At 57.6% G+C, this 21150-nt stretch carries 17 protein-coding genes; 5 read left to right on the forward strand and 12 right to left on the reverse strand.

Annotated elements, in window-relative coordinates; genetic code table 11:
* Nucleotide 1 precedes the first annotated feature (1 nt).
* From DY251_RS13350 to DY251_RS13360, 3 genes are all read right to left on the reverse strand, one after another.
* The gene (locus DY251_RS13350; protein ID WP_116624395.1) at nt 2-922 is read right to left on the reverse strand and encodes an ABC transporter permease subunit; all 921 of its coding nucleotides are present in this window, start codon (nt 920-922) and stop codon (nt 2-4) included.
* Nucleotides 923-932: 10 nt separating this feature from the next.
* Nucleotides 933-1943, reverse strand: coding sequence for an ABC transporter permease subunit (locus tag DY251_RS13355; RefSeq protein WP_116624396.1), 1011 nt, complete (start codon nt 1941-1943; stop codon nt 933-935).
* A gap of 116 nt (nt 1944-2059) precedes the next feature.
* Nucleotides 2060-3652 carry an ABC transporter substrate-binding protein gene (locus DY251_RS13360; protein ID WP_116624397.1) on the reverse strand — a complete coding sequence of 531 codons (1593 nt, stop codon included), beginning with the start codon at nt 3650-3652 and terminating at the stop codon, nt 2060-2062.
* A 221-nt stretch (nt 3653-3873) separates the two neighbouring features.
* Here DY251_RS13360 and DY251_RS13365 point away from each other — a divergent pair, with 221 nt between their 5' ends.
* Both DY251_RS13365 and DY251_RS13370 read left to right on the forward strand, forming a co-directional pair.
* Entirely contained in the window at nt 3874-4425 is a 552-nt protein-coding gene (locus DY251_RS13365) for a DUF924 family protein (RefSeq protein ID WP_116624398.1), read from the forward strand.
* A gap of 164 nt (nt 4426-4589) precedes the next feature.
* On the forward strand, nt 4590-6470 hold the full coding sequence (locus DY251_RS13370) for a long-chain-fatty-acid--CoA ligase (RefSeq protein ID WP_281004460.1): 1881 nt from the start codon (nt 4590-4592) through the stop codon (nt 6468-6470).
* Nucleotides 6471-6547: 77 nt separating this feature from the next.
* On the opposite strand, the gene DY251_RS13375 is transcribed toward DY251_RS13370, so the two are convergent.
* Both DY251_RS13375 and pgi read right to left on the reverse strand, forming a co-directional pair.
* Nucleotides 6548-7258, reverse strand: a complete 711-nt coding sequence (locus DY251_RS13375; RefSeq protein ID WP_116624400.1) for an HAD family hydrolase — start codon at nt 7256-7258, stop codon at nt 6548-6550.
* Nucleotides 7259-7333: 75 nt separating this feature from the next.
* A complete protein-coding gene (pgi, locus tag DY251_RS13380; RefSeq protein WP_116624401.1) occupies nt 7334-9019 on the reverse strand; it encodes a glucose-6-phosphate isomerase in 1686 nt (561 codons plus the stop codon).
* A gap of 172 nt (nt 9020-9191) precedes the next feature.
* On the opposite strand from pgi, the gene pdxR reads away from it, so the two are divergent.
* Nucleotides 9192-10688, forward strand: coding sequence for a MocR-like pyridoxine biosynthesis transcription factor PdxR (gene pdxR, locus DY251_RS13385; protein ID WP_116624448.1), 1497 nt, complete (start codon nt 9192-9194; stop codon nt 10686-10688).
* A gap of 18 nt (nt 10689-10706) precedes the next feature.
* Here pdxR and DY251_RS13390 read toward each other — a convergent pair whose 3' ends face one another.
* On the reverse strand, nt 10707-12512 hold the full coding sequence (locus DY251_RS13390) for an IlvD/Edd family dehydratase (RefSeq protein ID WP_116624402.1): 1806 nt from the start codon (nt 12510-12512) through the stop codon (nt 10707-10709).
* A gap of 135 nt (nt 12513-12647) precedes the next feature.
* Here DY251_RS13390 and DY251_RS13395 point away from each other — a divergent pair, with 135 nt between their 5' ends.
* Nucleotides 12648-13100: an SRPBCC family protein gene (locus DY251_RS13395; RefSeq protein ID WP_116624403.1), complete on the forward strand. Its 453-nt coding sequence runs from the start codon at nt 12648-12650 to the stop codon at nt 13098-13100.
* On the opposite strand, the gene DY251_RS13400 is transcribed toward DY251_RS13395, so the two are convergent.
* The gene (locus tag DY251_RS13400) at nt 13097-13981 is read right to left on the reverse strand and encodes a choline/ethanolamine kinase family protein (protein WP_116624449.1); all 885 of its coding nucleotides are present in this window, start codon (nt 13979-13981) and stop codon (nt 13097-13099) included. The two genes, DY251_RS13395 and DY251_RS13400, sit on opposite strands and share 4 nt — an antisense overlap.
* A gap of 269 nt (nt 13982-14250) precedes the next feature.
* Here DY251_RS13400 and DY251_RS13405 point away from each other — a divergent pair, with 269 nt between their 5' ends.
* The gene (locus DY251_RS13405; protein ID WP_116624404.1) at nt 14251-15120 is read left to right on the forward strand and encodes a sugar phosphate isomerase/epimerase family protein; all 870 of its coding nucleotides are present in this window, start codon (nt 14251-14253) and stop codon (nt 15118-15120) included.
* Between the two features lie 3 nt (nt 15121-15123).
* Here DY251_RS13405 and DY251_RS13410 read toward each other — a convergent pair whose 3' ends face one another.
* From DY251_RS13410 to DY251_RS13430, 5 genes are read right to left on the reverse strand one after another with little or no spacing between them, the layout of a single operon-like run.
* Complete coding sequence (locus DY251_RS13410) at nt 15124-15366, reverse strand: formate dehydrogenase subunit delta (RefSeq protein WP_116624405.1); 243 nt, start codon at nt 15364-15366, stop codon at nt 15124-15126.
* Entirely contained in the window at nt 15356-16180 is an 825-nt protein-coding gene (gene fdhD / locus DY251_RS13415; protein WP_116624406.1) for a formate dehydrogenase accessory sulfurtransferase FdhD, read from the reverse strand. The genes DY251_RS13410 and fdhD overlap by 11 nt, the downstream gene beginning before the upstream one ends.
* Nucleotides 16181-16189: 9 nt before the next feature.
* On the reverse strand, nt 16190-19066 hold the full coding sequence (gene fdhF, locus DY251_RS13420; protein WP_116624407.1) for a formate dehydrogenase subunit alpha: 2877 nt from the start codon (nt 19064-19066) through the stop codon (nt 16190-16192).
* Between the two features lie 40 nt (nt 19067-19106).
* A complete protein-coding gene (locus DY251_RS13425; protein WP_116624408.1) occupies nt 19107-20669 on the reverse strand; it encodes a formate dehydrogenase beta subunit in 1563 nt (520 codons plus the stop codon).
* Nucleotides 20666-21145, reverse strand: coding sequence for a formate dehydrogenase subunit gamma (locus tag DY251_RS13430; protein WP_116624409.1), 480 nt, complete (start codon nt 21143-21145; stop codon nt 20666-20668). Before DY251_RS13430 ends, DY251_RS13425 begins: the two co-directional genes overlap by 4 nt.
* Nucleotides 21146-21150: the final 5 nt, after the last annotated feature.

Genomic DNA, 21150 nt, shown 5'->3' on the forward strand with positions numbered 1-21150 from the left:
ATCAAGACCTCTTCAGCTTGGGGTCAAGCGCGTCGCGCAGGCCGTCGCCCATCAGGTTAATGGCAAGCACGGTGATGAGGATGGCGAGGCCGGGGAACGTGACCACCCACCATGCGCGGAGGATGAATTCACGCGCTTCGGCCAGCATGGTTCCCCACTCGGGCGTTGGCGGCTGTGCGCCCTGCCCAAGAAAACCAAGCGCGGCTGCGTCGAGGATGGCGTTGGAGAATGAGAGCGTTGCCTGAACGATCAGTGGCGCCATGCAGTTTGGCAGGATCGTTTTGAACATGAGCCGCAGCGGACCCGCACCAGCAACCTTGGCCGCCACGACGTAGTCGCGGGTCTTTTCGGAAATAACCGCAGCGCGCGTGAGCCGCACAAAGTGTGGCTGGAAGACCAGCGCAATCGCGATCATCGCATTGGTGAGGCCAGGGCCGAGCACTGCGACCAGAACCAGCGCCAGCAGCAGCGATGGAAAGGCGAGGATGATGTCCATGACGCGCATGATCACCGTATCCACCCAGCCCCTGAAATAGCCCGCAATGACGCCGATCAGAATGCCGCCGACAAGCGAGATGGTGGTGACGATGACGCCGATGAAAAGCGAATAGCGCGTGCCGTAAATCAGGCGAGAGAGGATGTCGCGCCCAACGGCATCGGTGCCGAGCAGATATGTCGCGCGACCGCCCTCTTCCCAGAACGGCGGCACCAGCACCGCGTCACGATACTGCATCGTTGGCGCGTGAGGCGCGAGCAATGGCGCGAACACGGCGACAATGATGAGGAACAGGAAGAAGAACAGGCCGATGACCGCGCCTCTGTTCTCGGAGAAATAATACCAGAATTCGGCAAGTCGCGCGCGACGGGAAGAGTCTGTCGAGACTGGGCCGATTTGCGAAGGAGAGGTGGTTGTCTGTGCCATGCAGTGCCTCTCAGTTCTGATGCCGAATGCGTGGATTAAGCAGGCCGTAGAGCAGATCCACGATCAGGTTCACCAGCATGATCATGCCCGCGATGATTAGCAGCCCGCCCTGGATAACCGGATAGTCTCGCCGGAAAACCGAATCCACCATCCACTTGCCGATGCCCGGCCACGAAAAGATCGTTTCGGTGAGGATTGCGCCAGCGAGCATAACGCCGATCTGCAAGCCAATGGTCGTGACGACGGGGATCATCGCATTGCGCAGCGCATGTATGCCGACCACACGGAAAGACGACAGGCCCTTGGCGCGCGCCGTGCGTACATAATCCTCGGAGAGAACCTCCAGCATTGCCGAACGGGTTTGCCTGGCGATAACCGCCAGCGGGATTGTGCCGAGCACGATGGTCGGCAAGATCAAATGGCTGAGCGCCGATGTGAAAGCGCCCTTTTGCCCGGACAAGAGCGAGTCGATCAGCATGAAGCCGGTGACCGAGGGGAAGAAATACATCAGCGAAATGCGGCCGGAAACGGGTGTCCATTGGAGCACGCCTGAAAACAGGATGATGAGCAGCAGGCCCCACCAGAAGATTGGCATGGAGAAGCCAATCAGCGCCGTTCCCATAATGGTTTGATCCCAGAAGGAGCCGCGCTTTATGGCAGCAAGAACACCTGCCGGAATACCCAGCACCACCGCGAAGATGATGGCGCAAAGCGACAGTTCGAGTGTGGCTGGAAAGAGCTGGAAAAACTGGCCGAGAACGGATGATTTGGTGGAAATCGACGTGCCGAAATCGCCGCGCAGAATGCCCCATAGATAATCCAGATACTGAACTATGTACGATCGGTCATAGCCGAGCCTATGTGAAATCTCCGCATATCGCTCCGGCGTCATCACGCGTTCGCCCGACATCAGCATGACCGGATCGCCCGGCAACAAGCGGATGAATGAGAAAGCGATTATGGAGACGCCGATAAACGTCGGAATGAGAACTGCCAGCCGCCCAAGCAGGAATCTGAACATTGCAAGCCTCGTTGCCTGCGGCGCTTTTCCAGCCGCCGGCTAATTCAGTCTACGCGTTCTGAAATCGAAAAAAAGGGGCGTCAGTGAAGACGCCCCTCCAAACACCAAATTAGTGCTTATTCCTCGACATCAACACCAGAGAAGGAGTGATGGCCGAGCGGACTCATGATGTAGCCCTTGACCTTCTTCGACATCGGCATGACGACGACCGAGTGGTCGAGCGTATCCCACGGCGCTTCGCGCTTGAACACGACCTGCGCTTCTTCGTAGAGCTTTGTGCGCTCAGCCTGGTCAACGGTGGTCTTGGCCTTCAGAACCAGATCGTTGAACTCCTTGTTGCACCACTGCGCGCGGTTGTTACCGCCGACAGCGTCACAACCAAGCAGGGTGTGCAGGAAGTTGTCCGGATCACCATTGTCGCCGGTCCAGCCGAGGATGACCGCACCGTCGCGCTTCACGTCCTTGGACTTGGCCAGATATTCTGCCCATTCCATCGAGACGATCTCTGCCTTGACGCCGATCTTGTCGAGGTCAGCCTGCATCAACTCTGCCGCGCGGCGAGCGTTGAGCATGTATGGACGCGCAACCGGCATTGCCCAGATCTTCATAGACAGATCCTTGACGCCTGCTGCTTCCAGAGCCTTTTTAGCGGCTTCCGGATCGTACTTGTCGTCCTCGATAGCCTTGTTGTAGCCCCACATTGACGGCGGGATCGGGTTCTTGGCGACCTCAGCCGCACCTTCAAACACCGCGTCGACGATGGCCTTCTTGTTGATCGCCATATTGAGCGCCTTGCGGACCTCAACCTTGTCGAACGGCGCCTGCTGTGTGTTGTAGGCCAGATAGGCAACGTTCAGGCCGTTCTCTTCCATCGTCGTCAGCGTGTCGTCCGACTTGATGGCGGGAACGTCAGCAGCGTTCGGATATGGGAAGATCTGGCATTCGCCGGCCTTCAGCTTCTGAAGACGAACGGCGGCATCCGGCGTAATCGCGAATACGAGATCGTCGATCTTCTCACGGCCTTTCCAGTATGCGTCATTCGCTTTGAAGCGAATTGCTGCGTCCTGCTGGTAGGCAACGAAGGTGAACGGGCCGGTGCCGACTGGCATCTGGTTCAACTGAACCATCTTGTTGTCAGCCTGAAGCTTGTCAGCATATTCCTTGGACTGGATCGAGCCGAAATCCATGCCGAGGTTTGCCAGGAACGGTGCTTCCTTGTTCTTCAAGGTGAACTTCACGGTGAGGTCGTCAACCTTCTCGATGTTTGCGAGAAGTTCCGGCAAGCCCATGCCCGCGAAATACTCATACGAGCCTTCCGGGATGTACTTGTGCCACGCATTGTCTTCCTTCCACTGGCGCTCGAAGCTGAAAACCACGTCATCAGCATTCATGTCACGCGTCGGCGTGAAGAAATCAGTGGTCTGGAACTTGACGCCCGGGCGCAGCTTGAAAGTGTACTGCAAGCCATCGTCGGAAATGGTCCAGCTTTCGGCAAGGCCGGGCTCGATCTCTGTTGTTCCTGGCTTGAATTCGACAAGGCGATTGAACACTGGACGCGAAGAAGCGTCGAAGGTGGTGCCGGCGGTATAGAGCGCCGGGTCGAACCCTTCCGGCGAACCTTCCGAGCAGTATACCAGCGTCTTGGCGTTAGCTACGCCAGCGAGCGCGGTTGCGGCCAGCAACGCCGCCGCGAAGATGGTTTTTTTCATTACTTACTCCCTTATTGACAAGCCCCTCTGTGGCTCGCAGGCGCGCATATAAGCATGTTTTTCAGTCGAAGAAACTCCCGTTTTGGCAAACCGCCCAAAGGAGGTACCGCTTTGCAAAATCTTTCAATTCTGCGGTATTTTCTTCTCATAAATTACACGCAATGGTTGTTTTTCGAAACCATGCTTACAAACTGTTGATAGCAATTATAGGGAGTTCCGCGATGGAGCCTGTGTGGACCCAAGACATTCTGGATTTCTGGTTCAAGGAACTCACACCCGACGACTGGTTTACGGGAGGTGCGCAATTGGACGAGCGCATTCGCGCGCATTGCCTGCCGCTGTATGAAAAATTGGCAGCGCATGTTCCACCGGAAGCAATGACCGATCCGCGTGCAGCGCTAGCGGCAATTATCGCGCTCGACCAGTTTCCGCGCAACATGTTCAGGGGAACGGCGCGCGCCTTCGCCACGGATCACCTTGCGCTTGAGCTCTCTCGCAATGCTTTGAAGAATGGCTTCGACCGCGACATGAATGATGCGGAGCGCAGCTTCCTCGCGATGCCGCTTATGCATTCCGAAGCATTGTCGGATCAGGAGCATTGCGTGAAGGTATTTGCGGAAATCGGCGATGAAGAGTCACTCAAATATGCGCTGGAGCATCGCGATATCGTAGAGAAATACGGGCGCTTTCCTCACCGCAATCGTGCGCTGGGTCGCAACAGCAGCGAAGACGAGCAAGCGTTTTTGGAAAGCCACAAAGGTTACGGTCAGTAACGCATTTTTGAGGTGGATGGAGCGCGCAGGGTTCCGTAGCGTTAGACTTGCGCTATCGCGCTCTGCCACTCATAGATGCGTAAGATATAATCGTGCAGTTAAAACGTAGCGTGTCGGACACTGAGAAACAGTTCCGATGTTTCGGCAAGGAAGGGAGGATATTCTTGGCAAAGACACCGAAGGAGTCGACCGGCACGAAACGGAGCGCAGTGAAATCAGACGCCAAGGCAAGCGCTGACAAGCCAGCCGCGAAAGCGGCGGCGAAAACCAGAAAGCCTGTTGCATCCAGGCAGGCTGCGAAGCCCGTTGCGGCAAAGGCTCCTGCCCCGAAGGCTGAGGAAAGCAAAGCGCCACACCTCAAGCGGGCGACGTCGCCCTATACATCAAAGCCATGGCTTGCCAGCTATTCGCAGGTCGTTCCGCCCACAATCGCGCCGCTGAGCTTCAACAGCATCGGCGAGCTGCTGGTGGATTCGTGCCGTCGCTTTGCGGGACGCCCTGCATTCACCTGCATGGGCAAGACGCTGACCTTTGCGGAAATGGAAAAGCATTCGTCCGCGTTCGGCGCCTATCTGCAATCGCTCGGGCTTTCACCCGGTGCGCGCATTGCGATCATGATGCCAAACGTATTGCAGTACCCCGTTGCGATGATGGCGATACTGCGGGCCGGTTACGTCGTGGTCAATGTCAATCCGCTCTACACGCCGCGAGAACTGGAACATCAGCTCAACGACTCGGGCGCTGAAGCCATCATCATTCTGGAGAATTTTTCTTCGACGCTGGAGCAAGTCGTTGCCCGCACTCCAGTGAAGCACATGGTCGTCGCAACCATGGGGGACATGCTCGGCCTAAAAGGCCATGTCGTAAACCTGATCGTGCGCCGCGTCAAAAAGATGGTGCCCGCATGGTCGCTGCCGGGCCATGTCAAATTTCCCGCAGCGATGAAAAAGGGCGGCGCGCTGAGTTTCCAGCCAGCGAAGCCTGGTCCGGATGATATTGCCTTCCTGCAATATACGGGCGGAACGACCGGCATCTCCAAGGGAGCGATTTTGCTCCATCGCAACATTATTTCCAACGTCGCGCAGAACCTGCTTTGGCAGGAAACCGCCTATGTCAAAAAGCCCAGACCCGACAAGCTGATCTTCGTCTGCCCGCTGCCGCTCTATCATATATATGCACTGACCGTGAACGCGCTGATGGGCATGAGCCAGGGCGCGCAAAACCTTCTTATACCCAATCCGCGCGACATTCCCGGTTTCGTCAAAGAACTCGCGAAATATCCGGTCAATGTTTTCCCCGGCCTCAACACGCTGTTTGTCGCCTTGCTCAACAATCCGGATTTTCACAAGCTCGACTTCAAGCCGCTTTTGCTCACCTTTGCAGGTGGCATGGCGGCGCAGCGCAACATGGCGGAACGTTGGTTCAAGACGACGGGCGTTCCGGTCAGCGAAGGATACGGACTGTCCGAAACCTCGCCCGTTGCGACGGCCAATCGCTTCGACGTTGAAGAGTTCTCCGGCACTATAGGGCTGCCTATTCCTTCGACCGAAGTGGCGATCCGCGACGACAGTGGCGCAGATGTTCCGTTGGGCGAAGTAGGTGAGATCTGCATTCGCGGCCCGCAGGTTATGCTGGGCTATTGGAACAGACCCGATGAGACGAAAAAGGTGATGTCCAAGGACGGTTTCTTCAAAACCGGCGACATGGGCTTCATGGACGAGCGCGGCTACATCAAGATCGTCGACCGCAAGAAGGATATGATCCTTGTTTCCGGGTTCAATGTGTATCCGAACGAGCTCGAGGATGTTGTGGCAACGCATCCCGGCGTGTTGGAAGTCGCCGCTATCGGGGTTCCCAACGAAAAGTCAGGCGAAGTGCCGAAGCTATTCATCGTCAAGAAAGACCAGTCGCTTACGGAGAAGGAAATCATCGACTTCTGCCGCAAGAATCTCACGCCGTATAAGGTTCCACGTCTGGTGGAGTTTCGAACCGAACTGCCGAAATCGCCAGTCGGCAAAATTCTACGGAAAGAACTTCGGGGGTAGGGCTAGAGCACACTGCGGGTGGTGCTCATACCCCTCATCCGCCTGCAGGCGGATGAGGGTTCCAAGACAATTATCGTCTATCCCTGAGCGGCCAGCAGCGTGGGCAGTTCGGCAACCGAGCCGATCACGATATCTGCCAGCGGCGACAGGCTTTCCTGCGTGCCGGTGCCGGACAGCACGCCGACGTTCAGCCCAACGCCGCCTGCCCTGCCGAGTTCGAGGTCGTGGCGATTGTCGCCCACCATCGCAATTTCGGAGGGTTTCAGCCCGGTGAGATCACAGAAGGCAATGACGGAGTCCGGTGCAGGTTTCGGCTTAGCAACTGCGTCATAGCCGAAAGCGGCATCGAACATTTGCGCAATGCCAAGCGCCAGAAGTGTGCGCTCTGCGCCCGCGGTGGAATCGTTGGTGGCAACACCGAGCTTGATGCCGCTGGCATGTAAATCCCTGATGGCCTGTAAAACACCAGGCAGGGCAACGGCCTTGGCCGCACCCTCGATTGCACAAAAGCTGTCGAAGCGTTCGATCATCGCAAGGCGCTGACCGTCGGTCAGACCCGGATGCCAAAGGGCGACGATATCGGCGTTGGTTCCGGCGGCGAAAACGGAATCAGCACGAAATCTTTCGCCGGTTGCGTCATAGCCCGCCGCGTCCATCAGCACGTCCGCCCGCATGCGATCGCCCTGTGCGGCTTCCAGTGCCATTGCGTCGCCAATGGCGTGCCACGTTGCTTGAAAATCGACAAGCGTGCCATCCTTGTCGAACAATATGCCTTTTATCTGCGTCACCCGAAACTCCCTGTCGTGCCGCTTTTATACAGCGTAGCTAAGCTAGCCAATCTGCCGGCCTTCCACGCCACGGTTTTAGCCGCGCAGCTTGCGGATATAAGCGACCAGCCCGTCGGTCGATGCATCGCTCGAAGGCTTTTGCTTTCCCTCAATAACCGGCAGCAGGTTGGTGGCAAGCTCCTTGCCAAGCTCCACGCCCCATTGATCGAAGGAATTGATGTCGAATAGAACGCCCTCGACGAATACGCGGTGCTCATACAGAGCAATCAGTCTGCCTAGCGTGCGCGGATCGAGCATGCAGTAGAGAATCGTGATCGAAGGCCGATTGCCTGAAAAGACGCGGTGCGGCGCGATTTTCTTGATCTCCTCCGCACTCACGCCCTTGGAGCGCATCTGCGCTTGCGCCTCGGCAAGCGTGCGCCCCTTCATCAGCGCCTCGGATTGCGCAAGGCAATTGGCAAGCAGAAGGTCCTGATGCTGTTTGAGGTCGGGCTCATGCCCTTCTGCTGCAATAAGGAATTCGACTGGAATAGTGTCTGTGCCCTGATGCAGAAGCTGGAAGAATGCGTGCTGGCCGTTCGTGCCGGGCTCGCCCCACACGAGTGGTCCGGTTGGCGTTGCCACCCTGCCGCCGCTGAGCGTCACGCTCTTGCCATTCGACTCCATGTCGAGCTGCTGGAGATAGGCAGGAAGCCGTGCCAGCCGCTGATCGTAGGGGATAATTGCGCGCGCCGGATATTTGCACGTCACGCGATGCCAATACCCCACCAGGCCGAGCAACGCGGGGAGGTTTTTCTGGATCGGCGTCTTTAGAAAATGCTCGTCCATTTCATGCGCGCCGGCGAGAAACTCGCGGAAACGCATGGCGCCTATAGCAATCATGATTGGCAGGCCAATGGCGGACCACAGCGAATAACGCCCGCCGACCCAATCCCAAAAGCCGAACACCCGGTCGGACTCGATGCCGAAGGCGGCAACCTTGTCGAGTGCGGTCGAAACTGCCGCGAAGTGGTTCTTCACCGCTTCCTTGCCCAAGGCACGGATAATCCATTTGCGCGCCGTCTCGGCGTTGGTCATCGTCTCGACGGTGGTGAAGGTCTTGGAAGCCACGATCACCAGCGTCGTCGCAGGATCGAGCCCTATCAGCGTGTCGTGGATATGCGCGCCATCGACATTCGAAACGTAGTGCGTGCGCGGGCCATCATGGTAGGGCGCGAGCGCGAGCGTTGCCATGACCGGGCCAAGATCAGACCCGCCAATGCCGATATTGATAACGTCAGTTATGCGCTTGCCGGTCGCGCCGGTTAACTTGCCGCTTCGCACTGCATCCGAGAAGCGACCCATCGCATCGAGCACTGACAGAACATCGGCCTGCACATTTTGGCCATCGAGGGTGATGCCCTTGCCGGAAAGATTGCGCAGGGCCGTGTGCAGTACGGAACGGTTCTCGGTGACATTGATCTTTTTGCCGGTGAACATGGCTTTGCGCCGGCCGGGCAGATCAGCCGCTTCTGCGAGCTCGCCAAGCAAACCCATCGTGTCCGCATCGACCGCGCATTTGGACCAGTCGAGCAACATATCATCCTGCGTGCGAGAGAAACTCTTGAAGCGCTGAGGATCATTCGCGAACGCCTTGCGCATGTCTTTGGGGCCATCGCGGAGATGAGCAACAAGCGACTTACGAATATCGGCAACGGTTTTATCGGTCACGGGGGGTCCCTCTGAAGGCAATCGCACGGCACAATACCAGACCACACGCATTCGCAAGAGGAATTCGTATGGCTGCTCAACCGAACATTGTGCTGTTGGACTAAGCGCGATCTATCAGTGGCATTAATGGTTGCAATCAGAATTATTCATTGGCGCAATGCATTGGCCCACGGATACGCTGGTCCAGTCGCGCGTCGTGATTGCGCCAAAAGGAATACGCCAAATGCCGCACAGAAACGATACGGCCATCTGGTCCGGACTTTTCAGGATTTCAGCAGAGTCCGGGCAGACTTTACAGGCCCAGATTCGCCAGGCGATTGTTGCAGCAATCCTTGACCGGCAAATTGCGGCCTCCATGCCATTGCCCTCATGCCGGATATTGGCGGAAAAACTGGGCGTAGCACGCGGTACGGTTGTATTGGCGTTCCAGCAGCTTGTGGATCAGGGCTTTCTGGTCGCGCGCGAACGTCGCGGCCATTTCGTCAATCCCGAAGTGTTGGCCAGCCCGCCCAAGCCGCAAGATCGGCCCGCTGCTTTAAACAGTGACGTGAACTGGAAGGCGATGCGGAAAGTCGCGGCGAGCGAAATGCCGCCGCCGCTCAAGCACGATAACTGGATCAAGACGACCTATCCGTTTGTTTACGGGCAGTTTGACCCGACGCTTTTCCCGACAGCGGAATGGCGCGAGTGCAATCGTATGGCGCTCGCGGTTCTGGAAATTCGCAACTGGGCGGCCGACATGGGCGACCGTGACGATCCATTGCTGATCGAGCAGATACAGGCACGGCTGCTGCCTCGTCGCGGCATCTTTGCGAATCCCGACGAGATCATCGTGACCTTGGGCGCGCAGAATGCGCTCTACATGCTGGCCAATTTGCTGATGAGCAAGGGCACCAAGGTTGCAATGGAAGACCCCGGCTATCCAGACGCGCGGTCGATCTTCCGGCTTGCGGGTGCGGATATTTTTGCGACGCCCGTGGATGAGCAGGGGATCGTCACGTCGGCAATTCCGAATGACGCGAATTTCGTATTCGTTACGCCCAGCCACCATTGCCCCACGATGGTGCCCCTGTCGCCGGAGCGGCGCGAAGATTTGCTGACGCGCGCGCAGCGCAACAACCAGATTATCATCGAAGACGGCTATGACAGCCAGTTGATCGATCAGGCTCCGCAGCAGGCGCTCAAGAGCCTCGACCGGGCGGGTCGCGTCATCCATGTCGGCTCCATGTCCAAAACGCTCGCGCCGGGCCTGCGGCTTGGCTACATCGTGGCCTCGGCTGAACTGATCGCGGAACTGCGCGCGCTGCGCCGCTTCATGTTCCGCCATCCGCCAGCGAACAATCAGCGTGCCATCGCGCTGTTCTTGTCGCTGGGCCATCATGAGGCGCTGGTACGTCGGCTTTCCTCCGCGTTCGATGAGCGGCGCAAGCGGCTTTCCCAGGCGCTCGGCACATTGATGCCGGAATGGCGTTCTACCGAACCGGCAGGCGGTTCGTCGATCTGGCTGGAAGGTCCGGCCGGCGTGAACGTGCGCGGCCTTGCCGAAGCAGCCGCGCAACGCAATGTGTTGATTGAGCCGGGCGACCGCTTCTTCGACCGCACGGACAAGCCGACGCGCTTTATGCGGCTCGGAATCTCGTCGATCTCGTTGCAGCACATTGAGCCCGGCATTCGGGAGCTTGCGGGCATTGCTGGAAGAACAAGGGCGGTGGCGGCCTAAGCCGCCATCTGCCTCTTATCAGTGGTTGTCGCGGGGGATGCCGCTGGTTTCGGCCACGCGTTGATATTTCACCGCAGGTTTGAGTACCATACCGCTGCCGAGCTGATCTACCATGCCACGCTGGATTTCCTGCCATGGAGTCTGGTGCTTCGGATAATGGTAGCCACCGTTCTTTTGAAGTTCCTCGCGACGGCGCGCCAGCTCCTCATCGGAAATGAGGATATTCGCGGTGCCCTTGCGCAAATCGATGCGGACTCGATCACCCTTTTTGACGAGCGCAAGACCGCCACCCGCAGCTGCCTCCGGCGAAGCGTTGAGGATTGAAGGAGAGCCGGACGTTCCCGATTGGCGACCATCCCCCACACAGGGCAGCGCATGGATGCCCTTCTTGATGAGGTATGCGGGCGGCTGCATGTTCACCACCTCGGCGGCGCCGGGATAGCCGATGGCGCCTGCACCACGCATGAACAGGATGGTGTGTTCGTCGATCGCTTCTGCCGGATCGTCGATGCGCGCGTGATAATCTTCGGGTCCGTCGAACACGATGGCCGTACCCTCGAATGCATCGGGATCATCCGGGTTTGACAGATAGCGCTCCCGGAATTCGTCCGAAATAACGCTCGTCTTCATAATAGCCGTATCGAACAGATTTCCCTTGAGATTGATGAAGCCAGCATCGCGTTTCAGCGGGTCGGAGACAGGCCGGATGACCTTTTCGTCCGCGTTTTCCACCTGGGCGCAGTTCTGACGCATCGTCTTGCCGTTGGCGGTGATGACGTCGGGATGCGGCAACAGGTTTGCCTTGATAAGTTCGGAAATTACCGCGGGCACACCACCCGCATGGTGATAGTCCTCACCCAGATATTCGCCAGCGGGCTGCAGATTGACCAGCAGCGGAATGTGATGGCCGATTGTCTGCCAGTCGTCATTATCCAGCGGCACGCCGAGATGACGAGCGATAGCGTTGAGATGGATCGGCGCATTGGTCGAGCCGCCGATGGCCGAATTGACTACGATGGCGTTTTCGAACGCATCGCGTGTCATGATTTGCGAAGGGCGCAGATCTTCGTGGACCATGGAAACAATGCGCTTACCAGTCTCATAGGATATTTGCCCGCGCTCGCGATAAGGCGCAGGTATCGCGGCGGCACCCGGCAGTTGCATTCCCAAAGCCTCGGCCAGCGAATTCATTGTGGTTGCTGTGCCCATCGTATTGCAGTAACCGACTGACGGAGCCGAAGACGCGATGATCTCCATGAACTCCTCATAGCCGATCTCGCCGGCCGATAAGCGCTGGCGCGAATCCCAGACAATTGTGCCGGAACCGGTGCGCTGCCCCTTGTGCCAGCCGTTCAGCATCGGCCCGACCGAAAGCGCAATGGCGGGGATGTCGACCGTTGCGGCGGCCATCAACAGCGCCGGAGTGGTCTTGTCACAACCGATGGTAAGCACGACCCCGTCGAGCGGATAGCCGTAAAGCACCTCTACCAAAGAGAGATAAGCCAGGTTGCGGTCGAGCGAGGCGGTTGGGCGCTTGCCTGTTTCCTGAATTGGATGGCACGGAAACTCGAACGGAACACCGCCAGCTGCCTCAATGCCAGCGCGCACGCGCTTCGCCAGTTCCAGATGATGCCTGTTGCAGGGCGAGAGGTCCGAACCGGTTTGCGCAATGCCGATCAGCGGCTTGCCAGACTGAAGCTCTTCACGCGTAAGCCCGAAATTCAGGTAGCGCTCCAGATAGAGCGCGGTCATTCCGGGGTTGTCGGGATTGTTGAACCACTCCTGCGACCGGAGTCTTTTCTTTACGCCGCCTGCGTCCGCCATATTCTTCTCCGAGGACTGGGTTCCGCATCGTTATAACCCCTGAGAATTTCCGGCAAGCGGGATGAGGACTTTGGTGCGATAGACATTCAGCCTGCGCGTGCGGTAACGCTTAGCAACGCACAGGAGGAACCGCGCATGGCTCTGGTGATCGAAGGCACCGAACGAATTGCCGCCCCAATCGATAAGGTCTGGAAAGGATTGAATGATCCGGACATTTTGCGCGCCTGCATTCCGGGGTGCGAGTCGCTGGAAAAGAAGTCTGACAAGGAAATGTCAGCAACAGTTGTGCTCAAAATCGGACCTATCAAGGCGACCTTCGGCGGCGAAGTGACGCTGTCTAATCTCAAGCCTCCGCATTCGTATACGATTTCTGGAGAGGGCAAGGGTGGGATCGCCGGCTTTGCCAAAGGCGGCGCGGATGTGACCCTGAAAGAGGACGGTCCCGACGCCACAGTGCTGACTTATGCCGCAAAGGCCGACGTTGGCGGTAAAATGGCGCAGCTTGGCAGTCGCCTTATTACCTCGACGTCGAAGAAACTGGCCGGACAATTCTTCTCGAGCTTCGGCGAGAAAGTCACCGAAGGCTAAGACGGATAGCGTTCGCGATAGAGCGCAAGGCTTTCGCGCATGCGGGCGAGGTTGTCGGACGTGTAGCCGACATAATCTGCGCCCGGCGCGTTCAGGTGCAGTTCCGACACCATGCTCCACATCGCCTCGCGCAACAGCGAGGCGCATTGCATTGCCGCATAAGATCGCATTGTCGCCGCATCCGGCATTTCGCCGAAATAGGCGGTGAGAAGCGCGCCTGATTCCGCGTCGTTCATCCCGGAGTTCGATGCCACGCCTGCAAGGTCGAACATCGCGGTCGAAAAGCCTGCATATTCGTAGTCGATCAGCCAAAGCCGTTCGGAATCGTCCAGAAAATTGTTCGGCAGCAGATCATGGTGTCCGAAGATGATGGGCAGCGGCACCTGCGCCTGCTCCAACTCATCATTTAACGACAGATAGAAATCGAGTTCCTTGACCATGCGGCTACCGCCCTGCCTGAGCGTGCGCGCATAGTCGCGAATTACGTGGAAAACCCAGAACATGAACGCCGGACCGCTGACGAATTGCGGCATGGTCTGGTGAAACCGCCGCAGCAACTTGCCGGTACGCTCTGGATCCTGGCGAACATCTTCCGCCGTCAGCGTTTTACTTTCAATGTAAGCCGTGACCATCAGTCCATGCTCGGCATGTTCCACAGCCGGAGCAAATCCCGCCTCGTAGGCGGCGCGGGAAGTCATTAACTCGCGGTCGCGGGATACGTGATGGAAAGGGTAATCCTTGCCAATGCGCACGACATGTTTGCCCGCGCCATCTGTGACGAGATAGCTCTCATTGCTCAGCCCACCTCGCAGCGGCGCGAGCGCAATCCCCCCCTTCCATATGGGGAGTTGGCGAATACGAAGCTCATTGCTTTTGATCATTGGCGCACTGCTTATGATCGCGGCATCCCAGCCGCACTGCATTGCTTCTTGTAAAACGAAATGATTACCGCAAGCCGAAACGGACCGATATTCTCGGCCCGTTTGCTGAAATGACTATGGCGTTGACGCTGCGTCAAGTAAATATACCCGATGTTCTTATGTAAGAAGCGGGGCACCTGCCATCTGTTCATGACAAAATTGCGATCAGACGCCCTTGCGTTTCGCCAAATGCAGCCCCAATCTGGTCCGACCAGATTGAGGAGGAACGCATGAAAATTGGCTTCTGCATGTTTCTATGGACAACGCACGTAACGGCCAAGCATGAGAAATTGCTCAAGGATATCAAGGCCACAGGGTATGACGGCGTTGAGATTCCGATCTTTGAGGGTGAGCCGGATCACTACAAGCGGCTTGGCGAGATGCTGGACAGGATCGGGCTTGAGCGAACCGCGGTCAGTGCTATGGGCGACCCATCGATGAATCTCATCGGCGCGGATGCGGCGACTCGCAAAAAGGGTATCGCCTATATGCGCTGGGCGCTGGACTGCGCACAAGCGCTGGGTGCGGACCGACTTTCGGGGCCACTGCATTCGACACTCGGGCTGTTTAGCGGAGCGGGACCAACCGCCGCCGAATTCAAGCGCTCGGTATCCTCTCAGCGCGCGATTGGTGACCATGCAGGTAATCGCGGAGTTACAATCGGGCTGGAGGCGCTCAATCGCTTTGAGTGCTATCTGCTCAACACGATGGACGGATTATCGGCGCATATTGCCGAGATCGGACATCCGAATATTCGGGGCATGTATGACACGTTTCACTCGAATATCGAGGAAGCCGACCCTATCGCGGCGTACACGCGCAACGTAAGCAACTTCGCACATATCCACATTTCGGAGAATGACCGCGGCGTGCCGGGGCGTGGCAACATTCCGTGGAAGGAAACATTTCAGGCGATTCGCGCCAGCGGCTATGACGACTGGCTAACCATCGAGTCTTTCGGGCGCGGCCTAAAAGATCTTGCAGCGGCGACCAAGGTGTGGCGCGACTTTGCCGAGAGTCCGGAAGCTGTCTATCGTGATGGATATCGACACATCGTCGATCACTGGAAGAAGGCGGCGCGCTACGCACCCAAGCAATGATGCTCAGTCCTTGGGACGCCTGATCTTGGGCAGCGCCTCCATAACAAGAGGCGCAAGGCCCTTGGTACCCGCATCGATAAGCTGGAAGAACTCACGACGCATCCGTGGTTCCCAGAAATCGTTGATGTGCTTTGCTACACCATCCGCCGCTTCGCTTTTCGGCTGTGACTGAAAAAACGCGGCAATCTGATTTGCCATGTAGAACAGCTTCTCTCCGGTGTTCATCGCAGTATGTTCATGCGACATTTCGGGCTTCTCCGAATTCAATTCTTTCAGCATGTGCAAAGACGTCGAACTCGTCGTCGCGCACGAGTGCGACAAGCGTCATGCCCGACAGTTCGGCCGTTCTGATAGCAAGCGCCGTGGGCGCTGAAACTGCGATGATGAAGGGCGCGCCAATTGCGGCTGTTTTCTGCACAATCTCCACCGACACGCGCGAGGTAACGACGACTGCGCCGGTGGACGTTGCCTGACCATCACGAACCAGCGCACCTGCCAGTTTGTCCAATGCGTTATGCCGACCCACGTCCTCGCGCGCGGCGACAATACCCTTTTCGGGAAGATAAAATCCCGCGGCATGTACCGCGCCGGTTGCCGCATGCATGGGTTGATGATTAGACAGGTCGCGAACGGACTGAGCGATTTCCCAGGAAGATAATGTAATTTTTGCCTTACCTACTTCGGGGACCGAGCGCATAGCCTCATCGATAGATTCAATGCCGCACAGGCCGCAGCCGACAGGCCCGGCCAACCTGCGCCGTCGTGCCTGAAAGCGTGTGTTCGCCTTATCTTTCAGCCTGATCTGGATATCGATGCCCGCGCCAGCCTCAATGATTTCAATGGTTTCGATTTCTTCGGCGCGCGCGATAATGCCTTCGGTCAGGCTGAATCCTATCGCGAAATCCTCAAGATCTGCCGGGCTTGCCATCATGACGGCATGAGTTGTGCCCGCATAGGAAAGCGCAATAGGCGTTTCCTCCGGCACCTTGCGTTGCGCGCTTGTTACGCCGGTTGCGCGCCGCGCAACGCGAGCAACCTTTTCGATTGGAAGTGCCTTCATTTGCCTTCGCTACTCGGCAGCCTCCAACCGACCGGAAATTCGCCGGTTGCGGCGTGCAAGCGCGTCATATTCTTCCTGCCAATCGGACGGGCCGTTCGATGGGCCGACCTGAACAGCCGTGACCTTGTATTCCGGACAGTTTGTGGCCCAGTCGGAATAGTCGGTGGTAACGACATTGGCTTGTGTGTCGGGGTGGTGGAATGTCGTGTAGACGACGCCGGTTGCCACGCGGTCGGTTATAAGGGCGCGCAAGGTTGTTTCGCCCGCGCGCGACTTGATACGAACCCAATCACCGTCCCGAATGCCGCGGTCCTCCGCATCATGCGGATGAATTTCCAGCCTATCCTCTTCATGCCAATGCACATTTTCGGTGCGCCGGGTTTGCGCGCCGACATTGTACTGGGAAAGGATGCGGCCTGTTGTCAGCAGCAGCGGGAAACGCGGCCCGGTTTTTTCGTCGGTCGCGACGTACTCGGTTCTGATCAGCTTACCCTTGCCCCGGACAAATCCGCCAATGTGCATCACAGGCGTGCCGAGCGGTGCTTTTTCATTGCATGGCCACTGCACCGAACCTTCGCGCTCGAGCAGGTCGTAATTAACGCCGGCAAAGCTCGGTGTAGTCGCTGCAATTTCGTCCATGATCTCGGTTGGATGGGTATAATTCCAATCGAAACCCATAGCCCTGGCCATCAACTGCGTAATCTCCCAATCCGCATAGCCGTTCTTGGGAGCCATGACCTTGCGGACGCGGTTGATGCGGCGCTCGGAGTTGGTGAACGTCCCATCCTTTTCAAGGAAGGTCGAACCCGGCAGGAACACATGCGCGTAATTCGCCGTCTCGTTCAGGAAAAGGTCGTGAACCACAACGCATTCCATCGCCTCAAGACCAGCCGCGACGTGCTGCGTGTTGGGATCCGACTGAAGAATATCTTCGCCCTGCACATACAGCCCCTTGAACGAGCCATCCACAGCAGCGTCGAGCATATTGGGAATGCGCAGCCCAGGTTCTTCGTCCAGCGTCACGCCCCAAAGGCTCTCATAGACCGAGCGTGTCGCGTCATCGGAAATATGCCGATAGCCAGGAAACTCATGCGGGAACGATCCCATATCGCACGAGCCCTGCACATTGTTCTGGCCGCGCAGCGGGTTAACGCCAACGCCCGGACGACCGATATTGCCAGTGAGCATTGCAATATTTGCGATTGCGATGACGGTCGTCGAGCCTTGGCTATGTTCGGTGACGCCAAGGCCGTAATAGATCGCGGAATTTCCGCCCCTGGCATAAAGCCTCGCCGCATTGCGGATCAGATCGGCTGGAACGCCGGACAGCTTTTCAACCTCTTCCGGGCTGTGCCGCTTTTCTGAAACGAACTCTGCATAGTCCTCAAATTCAGACCAGTCGCAGCGCTCGCGGATGAACTGCTCGTTGAACAATCCCTCCGTGACGATCACATGCGCCATCGCTGTGATGACGGCGACATTCGTGCCAGGTCGCAGCGGCAGGTGATAGTCAGCCTGTATGTGCGGCGAACGCACGATGTCCGTGCGACGTGGATCAATCACAATGAGCCGTGCGCCCTGGCGCAGACGCTTCTTCAACCTCGATGCAAACACCGGATGCCCGTCTGTCGGATTTGCGCCAATGATCAGAACCGTATCCGTGTGTTCGACGGAATCGAAATCCTGCGTGCCAGCCGAAGTGCCAAAAGTCGACTTCAGCCCATAGCCCGTGGGCGAATGGCAGACGCGGGCACAGGTATCGACATTGTTGTTGCCCATCACCTGACGCACAAGCTTCTGTACGAGGAAGGTCTCTTCGTTGGTGCAGCGTGACGAAGTTATGCCGCCGATAGAGCTGCGCCCATACTTGTCCTGAATTCGGCGGAACTCGTTTGCGATATGGCTGATCGCCTCGTCCCAGCTAACTTCGCGCCATGGATCCGAGATTTTCTCACGAACCATGGGATTCAAAATGCGATCCCTATGCGTGGCATAGGTCCATGCGAACCGACCTTTCACGCAGCTGTGGCCGCGATTGGCCTTGCCATCCTTATAAGGCACCATGCGAATAACTTCTTCGCCCTGCATCTCCGCCTTGAAGGAGCAGCCAACTCCGCAATAGGCGCAGGTCGTTATCTCCGAGCTTGTCGGCATACCCTTTTCAAGCACAGACTTTTCGCGGAGCGCGTCAGTTGGGCAAGCCTGCACGCAGGCACCGCAGGAAACGCATTCCGATTCCAGGAAAGGCTCGGCAGCGCCGGACCTCACGCGCGCTTCGAAACCACGCCCCTCAATCGTCAGCGCAAAAGTTCCCTGCACTTCTTCGCAAGCGCGGACACAGCGCGAGCACACGATGCATTGAGACGAATCAAATGTGAAATACGGATTGGATTCGTCCTTCTCGACGAAATCGGGATTGATAGCGCCATTCTGCGCGATGACATGATTGCGGCCATGCATGTCGTAGCGCACTTCGGTCAGACCGACTTGCTTGATCGTCTTGTCAAACTCGCTTGCGCCCGTGCCCGCTTCGATATCGTGACCAATCGGGTGATCGGAGACATAAAGTTCCATCACGCCCTTGCGGATTGCCTGAAGGCGCTCCGTCTGGGTGTGAACGACCATGCCTTCCATCGCGGGCGTGGTGCACGAAGCAGGCGTGCCACCGCGACCTTCGATTTCCACCAGACAAATGCGGCAGGAGCCGTATGAATCCAGCATATCGGTTGCGCAGAGCTTCGGAATTTCCACTCCGCCATCCATCGCCGCACGCATGATCGACGTGCCTTCCGGCACCGTGATCTGCTTGCCGTCGACGGTCAGCGTTACAGTCTTTTCTGACAGCGAAGCCGGCGTGCCGTAGTCGATTTCGTGAACGAGGCTCATGGCTGACGTTCCTTGTTCATGGTGTTGGCAAAAACGGATTTCATTCTGCTGCCTCCCGCATCGCATCGGGGCGGAAATCATCTGGGAAGTGCGTTAGCGCACTCATTACCGGGTATGGTGTGAAGCCACCAAGTGCGCACAGCGATCCGAACTTCATTGTGTTGCAAAGGTCTTTGACGATTTCGATCTGCTTTTCCGGTTCGATGCCCTGGGCGAGCCGGTCCAATGTTTCCACGCCGCGCGTCGAACCAATGCGGCAAGGCGTGCATTTTGAGCAGCTCTCGATTGCACAGAATTCCATCGCAAAGCGCGCCTGCTTTAGCATGTCCGCGGTTTCGTCAAACACCACAATGCCCGCGTGACCGATTAAGCCATCCTTTGCCGCAAAGGCTTCGTAGTCGAAAGGAGTGTCGAACAGCGATCGCGGGAAATAGGCTCCCAACGGTCCGCCCACCTGCACTGCCTTAACGGGAGAACCTGTCGCCGTGCCGCCACCGATCTCGTCAATGATTTCACCGAGTGTCAGGCCAAATGCAGCTTCGAAGAGCCCGCCATGCTTGACATTCCCCGCAATCTGCAAGGGCATGGTTCCGCGCGAGCGACCCATGCCGAAATCCTTGTAGTAGGCTGCGCCCTTATCCAGAATGATCGGCACGGACGCTAGCGAAATCACGTTGTTAATGACAGTCGGCTTGGCAAATAGGCCCTTGTGCGCCGGCAGAGGCGGCTTGGCGCGCACTTGTCCACGCTTGCCTTCCAGCGATTCCAGCAAGGAGGTTTCCTCGCCGCAGACATAGGCGCCAGCGCCAACGCGCACTTCCATGTCGAAAGCATAATCGCCGCCAAGAACATGCGAACCCAGCATGCGCTGCTGCCGCGCAATCAGTATCGCCTCGCTCATGACCTTGATGGCTTCGGGATATTCGGATCGAATGTAGATATAGCCTTTGGTCGCCCCCACCGCGATGCCGGCAATCGCCATGCCCTCGATGAGAACGAAGGGATCACCCTCCATGATCATGCGATCTGCAAATGTGCCCGAGTCGCCCTCGTCCGCATTGCAGACAATGTATTTTTGATCCGCCTGCGCATCGAGAACGGTCTTCCACTTGATGCCCGTCGGGAAGCCTGCGCCGCCACGACCGCGCAGGCCGGAATCCGTAACCTCCTGCACAATTGCAGGCTGGCTCATGGACAGCGCTTTTTTCAATCCTCGCAGGCCGCCATGCGCGCGATAATCGTCCAGCGACAGGGGATCGATCAGCCCGCAGCGCGCAAAGGTCAGCCGTGTCTGCCTGGCAAAGAACGGAATTTCCTCTGCATTGCCGAGCGCCAGCGGATGCGCGCTATGCGCAACCAATCCCAAGCCAGCGTCAAACAGCGCAGGAACATCCTTGGCCTTGACCGGTCCATAGGCCGTGCGACCGGATGAAGTTTCCACCTCGACCATTGGTTCCAGCCAGAGCATGCCACGCGAGCCATTGCGAACGACGCGCGCATCCATGCCGCGCGCTGCAACCTCGCGTTCGATGGCCTCGGCAACCTTGTTTGCGCCCAGCGCAAGGGCGGCAGAATCACGCGGAACATAGATGGTGATGCTCATGTGCGGATCACCTCAAGCATCTCGCCGATTTCATCGTCGCCGACGCGACCGATCAATTCGCCATCCAGCATTGCGGAAGGCGAGCAAGCGCAAAGGCCAAGGCAATAGACCGGCTCAAGCGTGACCGAGCCATCGCTGGCAGTTTCGTGAAAATCTATGCCGAGCAACTGCTTGATCTTTGCCGCGACCTTGTCCGACCCCATCGACTGGCAAGCCTCGGCTTGACAGAGCTTCAGAACGTGGCGTCCGGCGGGCGCTTTGCGGAAATCGTGATAGAAGGAAACTACCCCGAAGACCTCGGCACGTGAGAGGTTCAACGTGTCCGCGATGACCTGATAAGACTCCTGCGGAACATAGCCAAATTCTTCCTGCAGCCCATGTAAAATAGGCAGCAGCGGACCTTCCAGACCGCGATATTCGCTGATTACGGCCGCTGTTCGCGCCGGTATATCGGTACGCGTAGGCTGCACGGTCATGCAGC

Origin of the sequence: Mesorhizobium denitrificans, assembly GCF_003403035.1 — a bacterium.
Taxonomy (GTDB): domain Bacteria; phylum Pseudomonadota; class Alphaproteobacteria; order Rhizobiales; family Rhizobiaceae; genus Mesorhizobium_G; species Mesorhizobium_G denitrificans.